Genomic DNA, 15053 nt, shown 5'->3' on the forward strand with positions numbered 1-15053 from the left:
CGGGGCCCGGATCCTGGTGGGGCGGACGAAGGACCTCGTGGTCCTTGTGTCCCCCGCCTGCGGCGCCGGTGCCTCGGTCGATGCAACAGTGCCGCCCGCACCCGCTGTTCCCGGCACGACCGCTTGATCCACATGCCGGCGTTGCCACGTGATCCGGAGCGCGCCCACATCATCGTCACGGCCGGGAAGGACCAGCGGGCACGACCGCACTCCTGGGCATGCGCCCAGCTCGCCCGCCAGTGCTCCGAGTGCCGGCACACCCACCGCACCAACCGCGTGACGCGGGCACGGTTCGTGTGCAGGTCCTGCGGGACGGTGCCGCAAACGGACCACAACGGACGCAGGAGGCCACAGCGAGGCGGTCATGCCACGCTCTGCCTGCAAGCCCGGCCCCGTAGGCCGGGTAGTCGACAGTGGTGCCGGCAGTTCATGGCCCCGGGGCCGGTGCATGAACGGGCTGTGGCGGCCGTTCGCCGTGACGGCCGGCCTCGGGGCCGGCGCCGGTCATACGGGCGGCCCGGTGACGAAGTCACCGTCCTCGTCGTAGGGCCAGGCGTTGGCGACGCACCCGTGCAGGCCCTTGATCTGCTGCATCATCACGGGGGCCAGTTGCCCGGCGCCCCCGCAGGTCACGTGCGAGTGGCCGAGGAAGTGCCCCATCTCGTGGTTGATGATCAGCGCCCGGTAGTCGTGGATCGGCCCGTCGAAGGTGGGCGAGCCTTTGACCCAGCGCTTGAGGTTCACCACCACCCCTCCGGGAACCTCGCAGTTGTACTCGCCTCCGGTGTCCTGATGGATGCCGGCCCAGCACAGGGCGTCCGCCGTCCCCGGTGTCGCGATCCTTATCGTGATGTCGTGCGGCGATCCCGCGCCCACCAGTTGGAACGCGTTGCCCGGGTCGTGGGTCCAGCCCCGCGGGGCGGCGAGTATCCGGGCGATGTCGTTCGCCGCCTGGGACGGCGAGATGTCGAGGCCGGTCTCGACCTCCACGACGTAGCGCACCGGGCGGGAACCGCTGCCCACCTTCTCCCCAGTGGCCTGCGCGGTGACGAACGTCCCGCTGCCCGTCGGGGGAACGTCGATCTCGGTCCGGCTCGCGCTGGGAGAGGGCGAGGGGGAGGGGGAGGGGGAGGAGGACGGGGGCGGTGTGGGAGTGGGGGTGACGTGCGTGCGCGGCGGGTGCGGCGCTCCGCCCGACGCGTCGCTCCGCCCGCCCTCCAGCAACAAGTACGCCGCCGAACCCAGCAGGCCGGCGGTCACCAGCAGACTGGTCAGCAGGTTCCGGCCCCGGCGGCGCGGCCGTCCCCGGCGACGGGAGGACCGACGCCGGCGGCCGGCGCGGTGAACGGCCGCGGTGCTGCCGGTGGGGGATGCGGATCGCCGCTGTCGTGCCGAATGCATGGCAGCTCAATCTGGTGATCCCAGATGATCGCGATGAGCCGGTGCCGTCACGGAAGGATAACGACGCCCGCGTTCCCGGCCCATGTGATCGTTGTGTAACGGCGGCCGGAGAGGCACTTTCCCCGGGACGGCCACCTCGTCCGGTCTGCCTACACTGCCGAAATGTCACGGGTCCTGATCGTCGAAGACGACCTAGATGTCCGCAGGGCCGTCCAACTGGGGCTGCGGCACCAGGGGCATGAGGTTCTCGCCGTGGAAACGGGGGAGGAGGGGCTGGAACAGCTCCGCCCCTTCCGGCCGGACGTCGTCGTACTCGATCTCATGCTGCCCGGCATGTCCGGCCTGGACGTGTGCCGCCGGATCAGGGACCGCGACCAGGTGCCGATCATCATGGTGACGGCCCGGGGGGACGACGTCGACGTGGTCGTGGGACTGGAGACCGGTGCGGACGACTACGTGGTGAAGCCCGTGCAGGCCCGCGTGCTCGACGCGCGGATACGGGCCGTACTGCGCAGACAGGACGCGTCGCTGCCGGACGGCACCCGCCCCCGGGCGGAGACGCACGGCGAGCTGGTCGTCGACCGCGCCGGGCTCGTGGTGACGCACCGCGGCGAGCCCGTCACCCTCGCCCCCTCCGAACTGCGGCTGCTGCTGACCCTGTCGGCCCAGCCCGGCCAGGTGTTCAGCCGCCAGCAGTTGCTGGAAGCGGTCTGGGAGCACAGCTACCACGGCGACATACGGCTCGTGGACGCCTGTGTGAAGCGACTGCGCAACAAGCTCGGCGAGGGCAGGAATCCCCGCTACGTGCAGACCGTACGCGGATTCGGTTACCGCTTCGGCACCTCATGAGCGACCGGAAGTCCGCCGCCGTACCGGGTGCCGGCCCCCGGTGGTTCCTCCGGGCGGCACTGGCGCGCATCCCGCTCCCCCTGCGCGGCCTGCGCCCCCGCCTGCTGACGTCCTTCGTCCTGGTGGCCATGGCCAGCTCCCTGGGCACCGGGGCCCTCGCCTTCCGCGAGGCGCGCACGGGGGTACTCCAGCAGAGCCAGGACTCCGTCATCAACCGGTTCCGTACGAGTGTCGACGCCGTCGCGCCCTCCGTTCCCCTTGCCCCGGACCAGTCGGACCTCCAGTTCGCGGTGGACCAGGTGCTGTACGCGAACCGTTCTTCGGGCTGGCGGATCATGGCCACGTACGGCGGCCACCGCGCCTATGCGCCGAGCCCCGGTTTCGTCGAGCCGAGCCCCGAGATGTTGCGGTCCGTCCGGGACCGGCGTGTCGCGGTGTTCCAGCGGATGAATGTCGACGGGCGCCCTCGTCTCGTCGTCGGCATGCCCGTCACGTACACCTCGGGCGAGGGCCTGGAGACCAGGCTCTCCGGGCTCGTGATGTACCTGGAGGTCCCGCAGACCACCGAAGAGGGGTACGTCGAGGCCATGGTCCACGGCATCGAGCGGGCCACCCTGGTGGCCCTGTGCCTCGCCGTCGTCCTGGCGCTGCTCGCCGCGAGCGGCGTACTGCGTCCCGTACGGGCGCTGCGCCGGGCGACGCGCCGGATGGCCGCGGGGCATCTCGACGTCCGGCTGGACGTCACCGGCTCCGACGAACTGGCCGACCTCTCCCAGTCCTTCAACGAGACGGCGGCCGAACTGGAGCGAACCGTAGGGGAGCTGCGCCGCCTGGAGGCCCAGGGGCGCCGCTTCGTGGCGGACGTCTCCCACGAACTGCGCACACCGCTGGCGGCGATGTCGGCGGTCACCGACGTGCTGGACCTGGACGGGGAAGGGGAGACCGGTGAAGCGCTGCGGCTCATCAGCGAGGGAACGAACCGGCTGAGCGGACTGGTGAACGACCTGATGGAGATCTCCCGTTTCGACGCCGGGGCGGCCGAACTCAACCGGGACGAGATCGACCTGGCCGAGTCCGTACGGCGCACCGTCGCCTCCCGGTGGCGGCAGGAGCAGGTGGAGACCCGGCTGCCCGGACCGGGTGAGCTCCGCGCGCGCGTCGATCCGCGCAGGCTCGACGTGGTGACGGCCAATCTGATCGGCAACGCGCTGCGGCACGGAAAGCCGCCCGTGCGGCTGACCATGGGGGAACGGGTGGACGGGACGGGCATGGCGTGGGCCGTCATCGAGGTGACCGACAACGGGCCGGGGATCGCCGAGGAGGTCATGCCGCACATCTTCGAGCGGTTCTACAAGGCGAGCACCTCACGGGCCAGGAGCGAGAGCAGCGGGCTGGGGCTGGCCATCACGGCGGAGAACGTGCGCCTGCACGGGGGCCGCATCCGGGCGGCGAACCTGCCCCGGGGCGGCGGTGCGGTGTTCACCGTCGAACTCCCGCTGCACCGCGACGACACCGACACCGGTGCCGGCGGCGGGAGCACCCGGTGAAGGGCTCGCGGACGGCGGCGCTGCTGTCCGGGCTCACGGCCGCGGCCGCGGTCGCGCTCACAGCGTGCGGAGTCCCCCCGTCCGGCGTCATCGAGGCCGGTGCGCCGGCGAGCGGCATGTTCTCCCCCAGCGCGGCACCACCCTCGCCGCCCGCCACCGTCTCCCTCTTCTTCCTGCGCGACGGGGACCTGACGCCCTATCCCCGCCGGATCGACGACGTCGGGAACCTCGAGGCCGTCATCCACCTGCTGTTCGAGGGGCCGGCGGCGAACGAGACCGCGACGGCCACCACGGAGCTGCCCCGCCTGACGGACGCGCCACGAGTGGTGGTCGCCGACGGCATCCTCTTCGTCCAGCTCCCCGGCAAGACGGTTCCGCTGAGCCGTCGGGCCATGCTCCAGCTGACGTGCACGGTGAACCACGCGGAAGCCGACGGCGGCACCGCGCCCCGTTCCGCCTTGTCCGACAGCCTCCATGTGCTCGGGGACGGATGGACGATGACGCAGTCGGACCACGCGTGCCCGGTCGTGTCCCCCGCGCAGGAGCAACCGGAAGCACCGACCCCGTGGGAGCCCTCCCGCTGACCACCCGACGGCCCCCGCGCGGGACCGGAACCGGCTTTCCGGTCGTCCAGCGCCGGCGCCTCCGCCTCCAGGAGCAGTTCGGGCCGGAAGAGGGCGGCCACCTGGACCGCGGTACGCGCAGGTGGCCGCTCGATGCCGATGCACTGGCCCCGCGCCTCCCGCACGGCGGAAACCCCCAGGTCGATGACCTGGGGGTTTCGCGCTCTCAGCGTGGAAGCTGAGGCGATCTACGGGCGGGTGATCGGCTGACCTGGACGGGAGCAGAGACGGCGTCCGATCGTCTGTCGGGTTGACACCCGCTGTTTCCCGTGGTTACCCGCACAATCCTGCACGGGTCTGGCGTTATTGCGTCCGGCGTCGTTGATGTCAGCCCTTCGCCCGGTCGCGGTGGAGGATGGCCGGTCCCCGTGCCTCGGTTACGGGCGGCGGGGACCGCGGGGAGTCCGTCATGGTGCTCGCGTCGTGCTCTTCCGCCGGCGTACCCGGTCCGGGCCACCGTACGCGGTCGCGCCGCGACGGGATGAGTGCTGTCATGGAACCAGCCGCAGGAGTGCATGCCGATGTGTCACAGCCGGATCTCCGCTCTCGCGTCCGCCCGGCCGCCCGCGCCGACCGGAGCGGGCGGAGGACTGCTGCCGGCCCGGGATCTCGCCGCCGCCTGGTTCCTGGTCGTCCTGGTCGCGGTACCCGCCTGGGTGCTGACGGCCGGGCAGGCCCGGGGCATGGGGGTGGGGCCCGGCACGATGGGGACGGCGTTGCCGCTGTTCCTGCTGCTGTGGGTGACGATGACGGCGGCCATGATGCTGCCGTCCATGGCGCCGGTGGCCATCACGTGGGTGCGTGGGATCGGCCGACGGTCCTCCGGCTGGACGCGGACCGTACGCACCGCCGAGTTCGTGGGCGGCTATCTGCTGGTGTGGACCGCCTTCGGCCTGCTCGCCTACGCGGCCCTGGCCCTCACCGGCGGCCTGGTGGACGACCGTCCGACAGCCGGACGCTGGATCGGCGCCGTGGCCTTCCTGCTCGCGGGCCTGTATCAGCTCGGTCCGCTCAAGAACGTCTGTCTGCGGCACTGCCGCGACCCCATGGGCCACCTGGTGCGCTACGCCGGGTTCCGGTCGCCGGCCCGCGACCTCCGGGTGGGCGTCCACCACGGCGCCTACTGCGTCGGCTGCTGCGCGGGACTGATGACCGTCCTGGTCCCGCTCGGGGTGATGAACGTGGCGGCGATGGCCGGGCTGGCCGTGGTGATCTTCGTGGAGAAGCTGTGGTCCCGTGGTCCGCTGCTCGCCCGGGGCGTTGGCATCGCGTTTCTCGTACTCGCCGTGCTCGCGCCGTTCCAGGACTGGCTGCTGCCCGGTCTGCGGGCGACGATGGACGGTATGTGACTCGGGCCCCTCGAAGAAAACGCGTTCGCCGGGCGGTTGTCGGTGACCGAAGAAGTCCACGCTGTGAGGGCTCGCCTTGACGTTGGCCCACGGGACCCACGGCCTTGCCTCTGCGACAACGCGTCCTGTCTCAGTCGGGACCGCTCCAGTCGAACGGGAAGTGTTTGCTCGACTTCCCCGAGCGTTCCCAGGAGAAGCCGAACGCGTCGGCGCGGTCGGTGGTGGCCCGTCCCCAGGTGGCGACCTGACCCGGTCCGACCTCGGCGCCCGGGGCGTTGTGGACCTGGACGCGCGCGCCGTCCGGCGTCGTCGGGCCGGTGAGTGCCTCGGCGGTGGCCGTGACCCGGCCGGGAACCTCGGCCCGCCAGGTGGCGAGGTCCTCGTCGATCTCGACGTGGACGGGGGCGAAGTCCATGCCGCGCATCTCGGGGTGGAACATCTCCCCGAACTGCGCGGGCCACCCGCCCGCCTCACCGCCGAAGACGGCCTCGAGCGCGGCGCGCTGCCGGTCGTCGGCCCGTTCGTCGAGGAAGATCGCCGCGTACGGGTCGGAGTGCGTGCCGGTCCAGGGGTTGCCGACGAAGGAGCCGAGCATCAGGACGTTGAGACCATCGAGCCGCACATCGCCGAAGCCGCCTTCCCGGATGTGCCAGACCAATACGCCCTCGCAGTCGCCGTAGGTCGGCGGCTGGGCGAATGTACAGGGGCACGGTATGGCGCACTTGCACACATCGAACCAATCACCGGCCAGATGCCAGCGTGTGCCGGTGGTGACGTGATCTGTCATCTCGCTTCCCTCCTGCCGAGCTCGAGGAGGAGCTCAATCGGAGTGGCGAGACCGCGTGTGCCCGAGCCCGCGCCCGGACGACGAGGCGGCCTCCCTTCCAGCTTGCACCCCCACGGCCCGGTACGGGAACCAGGGACGCCCGACGAACTGGACCGAGTCCGTGAGGAGGCGCTCACGCGCGGTCGCCCGCCTCCGAACCGGCGCGACATCCGATCCGACGGAGCGGACACCCGCCTCGGGACACCCGGCCACTGTGTACCGGCCGTTCCCGGCGACGGCCACGGTGATCCGGGACGGGGCCCGTGTCCGTCGGTGGATACCGGCCCACCGACGTGCCGGCGTCGTCGTCGAAGGCGGTGGCGGTGGCGGTGGTGGACAGGAGCGCGGCGGAGGTCGTGCGCACGGTGAGCTGCTGGGCACGCCGGGACGTCAGGGGGAGCCCTCCGGACCGGAGAACCTCCGGAGCAGTCCTCTCTCCATCGCCACCACCACGGCCCTCGTCCTGTCGTTCACGTCGAGCTTGGCGAACAGGCGGAGCAGATGGGTCTTCACCGTCGCCTCGGCGATGACGAGCCGCCGCCCGATCTCCGCGTTGGTCAGGCCGTCCGCCACCGCGTTGAGAACGTCCGCCTCGCGGTCCGTGAGCGCGGCCTGGGCGGGCTGCCGCATCCGGGCGACAAGCCTCTCGGCGACCCGGGGCGCCAGCACCGTCTCACCGCGGGCCGCCGCATGGATCGCGTCGACCAGCTGTTCACGGGTGGTGTCCTTGAGGAGGTAGCCGATGGCCCCGGCCTCCACTCCGCGCTCGATCTCCGCATCGGTGTCGTACGTCGTGAGGATCAACACCCGGGTACGCGGGAAGCGCGCCCCGATCTCGGTCGTCGTGGCCACTCCGTCGAGCACGGGCATCCGCAGGTCGACCAGGGCGACGTCGGGCTCGTACCGCTCGACGAGTTCGAGGGCCGCCCGTCCGTCGCCCGCCTCGCCGACGATCTCGATCGTGCTCTCGGAGGCGAGGAGAGCCACCACCCCCGCCCGCATGACGGTGTGGTCGTCCACCACGATGATGCGGATCGCTCCGCCGCTCCCGCCTGCCACCCGCCGGCCGGTCACGCCTTCGCCCCGCTCTCTCCCGGCGCGCGGGAAGCCGTGGGAACCCACGCCAGTACCCGCGTTCCGTCCCCCACCGAACTCGTCACCGTCAGCTTCCCGCCCAGCTCCGCCAGCCGTTTGCGCATTCCGTCCAGACCGAAGCCCGCCGACTCCTCGACCACGAATCCCGTCCCGTCGTCGGTGATCTCCAGTTCCACCCCGTACGCCTGCCGTGCCAGCACCACGCCGACCGTGGACGCGCGGGCGTGCTTGCGTACGTTGGCCAGGGACTCCTGGGTGCAGCGCAGCAGCGCGATCCGGGTCTGCTGGTCGCACACCAGGTCCTCCAGGTCGGCGTTCACGGTGAGCGCGGTGTCCTCGGCGAAGCGGTCCAGGGTCCGGCGCAGCGTCTGCGCCACCGAACCGGCGGCCATCTGGCCCGGCCGGTGCGCCGAGGCGACCAGTTCCCGTGCCTCGGTCAGGTTCTCCCGGGCCGTGGACTCGATCGACCGCAGCTGCTGGGCACTTCGCGCGGTGTCGGAGTCGAGTCCCGCCCGGGCCGCCTCGGCGAGCACGATGATCGAGGCGAAGCCCTGCGCGAGCGTGTCATGGATCTCCCGTGCCATCCGCTCCCGCTCGTCCGCCGCGCCCTGGCGCTGGTGCGCCTCGGACAGCTGTGCCTGGGTCCGCTCCAACTCGGCGATGAGCCGTGCCCGTTCCGCGCTCTGCGCGACCACCGAGTGCGCCCACAGCCCGATGAGCACCCCCACGGCGACGACGATCAGCGTGGACACGAGCGTCTCGCTGAAGAACTCCACCGACCAGCCGTCCTGCCGCAGGACGCTCCCGGCCAGGGTGCCGGCCGTGGCGAGCCCCAGGAAGCCCATCGAGGCCCTCGGGGTCCGCCCGAACATCCAGTAGTGCGGCAGCGTCACCATGAACAGCGCCGCGTAGTTGCCGCGCAGGTACGCGAGCCCGCCCAACGCCACCGCCAGCACCGAGAGGTAGACGTGCGGCCGTACGACGGGGTTGTCCGGGAAGCGGTCGAGGACCGCGTAACACAGCACCACACCACCCAGGAGCGCGAGCGCCGTGTACTTGCTCCCGCCGGGCCGGTCCATCGCCGCGAGGCCGACGGCCATCACGGCGAACAGCACCCAGCACACCGCGTTCCAGCGGCGCAGTGACATGGCCCAGAAGGTGTCGGCGGTGGGCCCGGCGAGAGCGGTCATGGAGATCAACGTACGGCGGCCGCTGAACGCGGGGCGGTCTTTTCCTCCGATGCGGTCGCCGCCCGCTGCGGGCGCGAGGGCCACCAGCTCGCCTCGCCCAGCAGCAGCATCGCCGACGGCAGCACCAGGATCCGGACCACGAAGGCGTCGAGCAGCACGGCCGCCGCCAGTACGAAGCCGATCTGCTTCATCTCGATGATGTGCAGGAAGACGAAGCTCGCGAAGACGGTCGTCATCACGACCGCGGCGCTGGTCACCACGCTCGCCGAGCTGCGGATCCCGTCGAGCACCGCCTGACGCGTGGGGACCCCGGCGGCCGCGGCTTCCCTGATCCGGCTCACCACGAACACCTGGTAGTCCATCGAGAGCCCGAACAGGATCACGAAGAGGAAGAGCGGGACCCGCGATCCGATCGATCCGGTGGAGTGGAAGTCCAGCAGTCCCTCGGCCCATGTCCCCTGGAAGACCAGGACGAGCAGTCCCAGTGCCGCCGCCGCGGACAGCAGGTTCAGCACGACACCGATCAGACCGAGCACCACCGAGCGGAAGGCGTACACGGTCATCGCGAACGTCACCAGGAGCAGCGCGCCGAGGACCAGCGGGAGCTTGCCGTTCTGGTGGGCGGGATAGTCGGCGTAGCGGGCGACGTCGCCGCTCACCCCGAACTCGGCACCGTCGATCCCGCCCACCGCGGCGGGCAGGTAGTCGTCCCGCAGCCGGTCGAGGGAGTCGTACGCCTGGTCGGAGTTGCCGAGGTGCGGCACCTTCAGCTCCAGGACGCTGGTGCGGCGGTCGGCGGACGTCCGTATCCGCGGGGTACCGGCGAACAGCGGGTCGGCGTCGGCCCGTCGGGCCACCGTGCGCAGGGCCGAGGTGACGTCCGCGGCGCGCGAGGCGTCGGCGCGTACGACGACCTGGTGGGTGACCCGCTGCTCGGGGAACGCCTCGTTGAGCCGGTCGTACACGCGCATCGCGGGGATGTCGCGGGAGTGCGTGTCCCGGCTCATCTCCGTGATCCTCAGTCCGGCGAGCGGCGCGACGAGCGCCAGCAGACCGAGGACCGAGGCGCACAGGGTGACCAGGGGATGCCGGGCGGCGGGCCGCAGCAGTGCGGCCCACATCCGGCCCCCGGAGCGCTTCCCTCCCACCCGGCGGACGGGCTTCCCGCTCCGTGCCCGCCGCAGTTCCCTGCGTTCCGCCCGCTTCCCGAGCTTGACGAGGAGTGCGGGCAGGGCCGTCAGCGAACTGGCCACCGAGACCAGTACGACGACGATGGTGCCGGTCGCGAGCGAGGAGAAGATCACGTCGGAGGCCAGGTACAGCGTCGCGGTGGAGGCGACGACCGCGAGTCCGGAGACCACGACCGCCCGGCCCGAGGTGGCGGCCGCCAGTTCCACCAGTGCCTTCGAGCCGAGCCGGCCGCCGGAGCGGGCCCGCTCCTCGCGCTCGCGCTTGAGGTAGAAGAGCGTGTAGTCGACGCCGACCGCGAGGCCGATCATCAGGATGACGTTCGTGCCCACGCCGGCGTCGGGGGAGATGTGGGAGACGACCATGGAGAGCCCGATCGCCCCGGCGATCGACGACAGCGCCAGCAGCAGTGGCACCCCGGCCATGGTGACCGACCCGAACACGACCATCAGCGTGATCAGCGTGACCGGAAAGGTGATCGCCTCGGAGAGCGCCAGGTCGTCGCTGCGCTGCCGGTCGACTCCCTTGCTGATGGAAGGGCTTCCGGTCTCCTCGAGGAGCAGGCCGGGGTGGCTCCGCTGCACCGCCGCGGTCTGCTCCACGAGCGCGTCGACCTTGTCCTTCGCGTCCCGCTCCTCGCCCTTCAGCGTCACCTCGACCATGAGGATCGCGCGGTCGTCGGAGAGCAACGGGTCGGCCACGGCCGCGACCTCGGGCAACCGCTCCATCCGCGCGGTGAGATCCTCCGCTGCGGCCTGTGCCGCGGCCCGGTCGAGGGCGCCCGACCTGGCGGAGAGCAACACCTGCTCGGCGGCTCCGCGTTCCAGGTCTCCTTCGGCCGCCAGGGCCTCGGCACGGCCGGCCTCACCGACCCGGTAGTCCGCGGTCTTCGCGCTGTTCGTGCCGACAGCACTGCCGCCCCCCAGGCACAGCGCCACGAACACCAGCCAGCCCACGATCGCCCACCAGGGGTGCCGCGCGCTCCAGCGAGCCATGCTCACAGAGAGTGTTTTCATGCCCGAAAGCCTTGTTGAACAGGGCAGTCGCCGGACAGAGGTACTCGGTTGAACCTGTTGTCCACCGCTCGGTGGACAGCCGTGCTGGGGAAAACCCCCTGCGCACCGGATCTTTGCGGAGTGGGCATGCCCAGGACGACCCCGCAGGACTGGGAGACCCTGGAGCAGGAGCCGTACTCGGCCGGTGCTGATCCCGCCGAGGTGGAAGCCGGTTCACGTCGACTGCTGGCGGAGGCCCGTGGTCATCAACTCGCCACGGCGCGCAAGCGGTACCTGCCCTGTGACTTTATAGGTTCCCTCTGATGACTCCTCGGGGGAGCATGCGCATGGCCAACACGGCACGAAGAGACCACGTCAGATGTGGCTCGGCCGCGGCACGCTACGGGAAGGACCCGCACATGCGCATCAAGCGCGAAGGCCCCGTCAGGCAACCCGTCCGTCGGCGCCGGCTACAGGCGCTCGCCACCTGCGCGGCGGCTGCCGCGATCACCGTGGGCCTGTCGCCGGCCCCCGCCGCAGCCGTATCGCTCGCCTTCATCAAACACGGAAGCGACACCGGTGAGCTGCTCACCAACGGGGATAGGGTCGCCTGTGACAAGGAGGCGGACGGCCGTGCGGTCTATGTTCAGGTGAATTCTGAACACAACGGGTTGGTGAAAACCACCGACTCGACCGGCGCTGACGGCGTCTGCGTCAAGAACAGTTCCAGCTGGCAGCTCGACCCCGACTACATCGAGTGGATCAGGGTGTGCGAGAAAATCAACAACTGGCCCGACGATTGCACCGACAAACTCTATCTGTGAACCGGCGGTCGGTAATTCCAGTGCATGCCGGAACGGCGAGATCATGAGTGGGTCTTCCTGAGGAGCCTGCGGCGGATGAGGCTCCAGAGGCCCACGCGGTGGGTGGAGCGACTTCGGCCGGGAGCTGCCTCGGCGCGAGCGATCATGGCCCGTCCAGGTCGACCTGATGGACGGCCGGCCCTTCGTCGGTGAGCGGGACAGGAAGGCCGGCGTCCCTCATCTCGCACGTGCCGCGTACGCCTCGGGCCGTCGCCGCGAGCGTCCCTCCCGTCGGCCTTTCGTCGGTTTGCCGAGTGGAGATGAAGCACGAGGCCGCCCGCATCACTTCGGTTCGGCTCAACTCCAGGTCCTTACAACGGCTGACCGAATGAGGTGGGTTGGCCTTGTAACCTTGACCGGGCCGGGTATCGAGGTTTCGGCTTGGCGTGGGGACGTCGGCGTGGTTGTGTCGGCTGAGACCGTGCTCGCCGAGCTACTCGTGCGCGTCTGCCCTTTCTGGCCAGGTGGGACGCCTGGTGAAGTGGGCTCCCGCTGTCAGGGCCATGATCAGCGCAGTGCAGCCGCCGAGCACCATGACCGCGGATGGAGAGGTGCGGTCCAGGACCATTCCCCCCAGTAGCGCGCCGATGGAGATCGTGGCTTGGAAGGAAGCCGTGAACAGAACCGATGCCGCTTCGGGCGCAGACGGTGCCGCCTTGGAGAACCAGGTCTGCGAGGCGACCGGCACAGCGCCATAGCCGACGCCCCACACGATCAGCAGGGCCATAGCACCAGCCTCCCAGCGGCCCGCCATGGGAAGCAGCAGGGTCGCCGCTGCAATGAGTCCGGCCGCAAGTCCGAAGACGGTCCGCGGATACTGTGCCACCCGAGCACCCCCGAGAAAGTTGCCGAGGATACCGGCAGCGCCGTAGATCAACAGGAACGTGGTGATCAGGCCGTCGCCGGCATGGGTGACCCGTTCCAGGAACGGCGTCACATAGGTGTAGGTCCCGAAGTGGGCGAGCACGATCAGGAATGTCAGCAGAAGCGCGAAGCGGGTGTTGCCACTGCGGAACATGCCCCTGAGATCGCTCAGCCGGGTGGCCTGGACGGGAGGTAACGGGGGCACGGCCAGGAGCAGCATGATCAGTACCCCCACCGTCAGCGCACCCATGACCGCGAATGCCGTACGCCACCCAGCGAGATCCCCGAGGAGGGTGCCGGTCGGTACCCCGAGGACGGATCCCAACGGAACAGCGGAGAAGATCACGGAGGTCGCCCTGCTGACCGAGGCCGGCGGCACCAACCGTTCTGCCAGCCCAGCGCCTATCGACCAGAACCCACCGATCGTGATCCCCACCATGACCCTGGAGACCAGCACGAGCCAGTAGTCGGGTGCTGCAGCAGCGAGGAAATTCGCCAGGGCCAGCAAGAGCATGAAGACGCACAGCATCAGGCGACGGTCGATGCGTGCCGTGGCCACAGTGACCAGAGGAGCAGAGACCGCCGCGAGAAAACCCGGCATGGTCATCATCAGCCCGGCCACCCCATCTGAGATGGTGAAACTGGAGCCGATCGAGGTCAGCAGACCGATAGGCAGGATCTCAGTGGTGACAATGGCGAAGATTCCCAGCATCACCGAGACCACGGCCAGCCAGCCGATCAGCGGTGATGGGGTGGGCAGAGCTGCGTCGTCGACTGGGTCGGTAGTGGTGGGGGACATGAGCTCCGTCCTGCGATGGGCAGTGCATGGGCGAACAGCTCAGCAGGCGGTGTCCCCGGTCGGCTGGCAGAACTACGACAGCACCCTCGCGCTCCGCGGTTGATGTCGCGTTCCTGCCAGGGCAACGGCACTTGCAACGGTCAACACAGCGAGCGCCCCGTCGGCGTCGCCTTCCTCCGGACCCGCCCGTCCGGCGGCCCCCGAGCCGTCGGGGCCGCCCGACGCGCCAGCGCCCAGCGACGCCGCCTCCCCCGGGGGGCGCCGGCGGGGGAGGGCCGGGAGCGGCCCGGCCGCCCGGCCGACCCCTCCGACTCGCCGTCCTCCACGAGCCCGGTGAAGCCCGCTCGTACTACAACGGCAACAGAGGAGGAGCCCGCCGAGGAGTCGGACGAGGGGGTCGATGCGGTACCCAAGACGGACGCCCCGGCCCGCCGAGAACTTGCCCGCGGAGCAGTCGGCGGCCGCTCACGGGACCAACACCGAGGCCCCTCTCGGCCTCTCCGACCGGCGGATTCCCGTGTTCACACTGGGCGTGGGGCTGGCTCCGGTGGGCCTCGGCATCGGCTCCCTCGGGGTGCGGATGCGCCGCCGCTGAGCGGCTCGCGACGGCCCGGGTCCCCCTTGAGTCGGACCTCCGGCGTCCGCCTCAGGACGCTTGCCCACGCGGACTTACTCGGTATACATACTCGGTATGTCCATCCGTCACGGGCTTCTCGCCCTCCTCGAAGGCGGCCCGCGCTACGGCTCACAGCTCCGTACGGAGTTCGAGTCCCGCACCGGCTCCGCTTGGCCGCTCAACGTGGGTCAGGTCTACACGACGCTCAGCCGGCTCGAACGCGACGGCATGGTCGTGCAGGACGGTGAGGACGAGGCCGGCCACCCGCTCTACGCGATCACCGACAGCGGTCGCGTCGAACTTCGCAGCTGGTTCGAGCACCCCGTCGACCGCACCAGCCCGGCCCGTGACGAGCTGGCCATCAAGCTGGCCATGGCCGTCGGGGCGCCCGGGGTCGACATCCGTGACGTCATCCAGTCCCAGCGCCGGCACACCGTGAAGGCCATGCAGGACTACACCCGGCTGAAGGCGCAGGCCCTCACCGCCGTGGAGAAGAACGGGGACCGGGAGCGGGACGACATCGCCTGGCTCCTCGTCCTGGAGCAGCTGATCTTCCAGACCGAGGCCGAGGCGCGCTGGCTCGACCACTGCGAGTCCCGGCTGATCCGTCTCTCGTCGACCGCCCAGGCGGCGGGGCCGGAGCCGGCCTCGCCGGGGGCGGTAGCGGGAGCGGCGGGGACGGGGGCGCGGGCGGCGGCCGGGGCAGAGGAGGCCGCACGCCACCGCCCGTGACGTCCGACCTTCACGACCGGCCCCGAGCGCCCGAACGACCGGACCCACAGGGCCGACCGAGTCCACCGGCTCCACCCGACCCACTCGTAGCACCTGAAGACTCCGAACCACCCGAC

13 protein-coding genes are annotated in these 15053 nt (G+C 70.6%); 7 read left to right on the forward strand and 6 right to left on the reverse strand.

What is annotated here, in order from left to right; all coding sequences use genetic code 11:
- Nucleotides 1–504: 504 nt before the first annotated feature.
- The gene (locus ACGFR9_RS20710; RefSeq protein ID WP_393210613.1) at nucleotides 505–1260 is read right to left on the reverse strand and encodes a DUF3152 domain-containing protein; all 756 of its coding nucleotides are present in this window, start codon (nucleotides 1258–1260) and stop codon (nucleotides 505–507) included.
- 303 nt (nucleotides 1261–1563) lie between these two features.
- On the opposite strand from ACGFR9_RS20710, the gene ACGFR9_RS20715 reads away from it, so the two are divergent.
- The 4 genes from ACGFR9_RS20715 (at nucleotide 1564) to ACGFR9_RS20730 (ending at nucleotide 5769) form a co-directional block, all read left to right on the forward strand.
- On the forward strand, nucleotides 1564–2250 hold the full coding sequence (locus tag ACGFR9_RS20715) for a response regulator transcription factor (RefSeq protein WP_311641792.1): 687 nt from the start codon (nucleotides 1564–1566) through the stop codon (nucleotides 2248–2250).
- A complete protein-coding gene (locus ACGFR9_RS20720) occupies nucleotides 2247–3797 on the forward strand; it encodes an ATP-binding protein (protein WP_393210616.1) in 1551 nt (516 codons plus the stop codon). Before ACGFR9_RS20715 ends, ACGFR9_RS20720 begins: the two co-directional genes overlap by 4 nt.
- Nucleotides 3794–4381: a hypothetical protein gene (locus ACGFR9_RS20725; RefSeq protein ID WP_393210619.1), complete on the forward strand. Its 588-nt coding sequence runs from the start codon at nucleotides 3794–3796 to the stop codon at nucleotides 4379–4381. The genes ACGFR9_RS20720 and ACGFR9_RS20725 overlap by 4 nt, the downstream gene beginning before the upstream one ends.
- A 560-nt stretch (nucleotides 4382–4941) precedes the next feature.
- The gene (locus ACGFR9_RS20730) at nucleotides 4942–5769 is read left to right on the forward strand and encodes a DUF2182 domain-containing protein (protein ID WP_393210622.1); all 828 of its coding nucleotides are present in this window, start codon (nucleotides 4942–4944) and stop codon (nucleotides 5767–5769) included.
- A 130-nt stretch (nucleotides 5770–5899) separates the two neighbouring features.
- Here the strand turns inward: ACGFR9_RS20730 and ACGFR9_RS20735 are convergent, their stop codons facing one another.
- From ACGFR9_RS20735 to ACGFR9_RS20750, 4 genes are all read right to left on the reverse strand, one after another.
- Entirely contained in the window at nucleotides 5900–6556 is a 657-nt protein-coding gene (locus ACGFR9_RS20735; protein WP_393210625.1) for a DUF1326 domain-containing protein, read from the reverse strand.
- 429 nt (nucleotides 6557–6985) lie between these two features.
- On the reverse strand, nucleotides 6986–7654 hold the full coding sequence (locus tag ACGFR9_RS20740) for a response regulator (protein WP_393210628.1): 669 nt from the start codon (nucleotides 7652–7654) through the stop codon (nucleotides 6986–6988).
- 11 nt (nucleotides 7655–7665) lie between these two features.
- Nucleotides 7666–8880 carry a sensor histidine kinase gene (locus tag ACGFR9_RS20745; protein WP_393210631.1) on the reverse strand — a complete coding sequence of 405 codons (1215 nt, stop codon included), beginning with the start codon at nucleotides 8878–8880 and terminating at the stop codon, nucleotides 7666–7668.
- A 5-nt stretch (nucleotides 8881–8885) separates the two neighbouring features.
- A complete protein-coding gene (locus ACGFR9_RS20750) occupies nucleotides 8886–11084 on the reverse strand; it encodes an MMPL family transporter (RefSeq protein WP_393210634.1) in 2199 nt (732 codons plus the stop codon).
- Between the two features lie 398 nt (nucleotides 11085–11482).
- Between ACGFR9_RS20750 and ACGFR9_RS20755 the strand changes: the two genes are divergently transcribed.
- On the forward strand, nucleotides 11483–11887 hold the full coding sequence (locus tag ACGFR9_RS20755) for a hypothetical protein (protein ID WP_393210637.1): 405 nt from the start codon (nucleotides 11483–11485) through the stop codon (nucleotides 11885–11887).
- Between the two features lie 472 nt (nucleotides 11888–12359).
- Here the strand turns inward: ACGFR9_RS20755 and ACGFR9_RS20760 are convergent, their stop codons facing one another.
- Complete coding sequence (locus tag ACGFR9_RS20760; protein ID WP_393210640.1) at nucleotides 12360–13589, reverse strand: MFS transporter; 1230 nt, start codon at nucleotides 13587–13589, stop codon at nucleotides 12360–12362.
- Nucleotides 13590–13989: 400 nt separating this feature from the next.
- Here ACGFR9_RS20760 and ACGFR9_RS20765 point away from each other — a divergent pair, with 400 nt between their 5' ends.
- Together ACGFR9_RS20765 and ACGFR9_RS20770 are read left to right on the forward strand one after the other, a co-directional pair.
- Nucleotides 13990–14184, forward strand: a complete 195-nt coding sequence (locus tag ACGFR9_RS20765) for a hypothetical protein (RefSeq protein WP_393210643.1) — start codon at nucleotides 13990–13992, stop codon at nucleotides 14182–14184.
- Between the two features lie 96 nt (nucleotides 14185–14280).
- Complete coding sequence (locus tag ACGFR9_RS20770; RefSeq protein WP_393210646.1) at nucleotides 14281–14937, forward strand: PadR family transcriptional regulator; 657 nt, start codon at nucleotides 14281–14283, stop codon at nucleotides 14935–14937.
- The last annotated feature ends 116 nt before the right edge of the window (nucleotides 14938–15053 follow it).

Source organism: Streptomyces sp. NPDC048584 (genome assembly GCF_043199595.1).
Lineage (GTDB): Bacteria > Actinomycetota > Actinomycetes > Streptomycetales > Streptomycetaceae > Streptomyces > Streptomyces edwardsiae.

Coding starts and splice junctions, on each gene's coding strand:
- ACGFR9_RS20750 (WP_393210634.1), bottom strand. CDS start 11,084: ATGAAAACACTCTCTGTGAGCATGGCTCGCTGGAGCGCGCGGCACCCC.
- ACGFR9_RS20720 (WP_393210616.1), top strand. CDS start 2,247: ATGAGCGACCGGAAGTCCGCCGCCGTACCGGGTGCCGGCCCCCGGTGG.
- ACGFR9_RS20745 (WP_393210631.1), bottom strand. CDS start 8,880: ATGACCGCTCTCGCCGGGCCCACCGCCGACACCTTCTGGGCCATGTCA.
- ACGFR9_RS20760 (WP_393210640.1), bottom strand. CDS start 13,589: ATGTCCCCCACCACTACCGACCCAGTCGACGACGCAGCTCTGCCCACC.
- ACGFR9_RS20730 (WP_393210622.1), top strand. CDS start 4,942: ATGTGTCACAGCCGGATCTCCGCTCTCGCGTCCGCCCGGCCGCCCGCG.
- ACGFR9_RS20770 (WP_393210646.1), top strand. CDS start 14,281: ATGTCCATCCGTCACGGGCTTCTCGCCCTCCTCGAAGGCGGCCCGCGC.
- ACGFR9_RS20765 (WP_393210643.1), top strand. CDS start 13,990: ATGCGGTACCCAAGACGGACGCCCCGGCCCGCCGAGAACTTGCCCGCG.
- ACGFR9_RS20735 (WP_393210625.1), bottom strand. CDS start 6,556: ATGACAGATCACGTCACCACCGGCACACGCTGGCATCTGGCCGGTGAT.
- ACGFR9_RS20755 (WP_393210637.1), top strand. CDS start 11,483: ATGCGCATCAAGCGCGAAGGCCCCGTCAGGCAACCCGTCCGTCGGCGC.
- ACGFR9_RS20715 (WP_311641792.1), top strand. CDS start 1,564: ATGTCACGGGTCCTGATCGTCGAAGACGACCTAGATGTCCGCAGGGCC.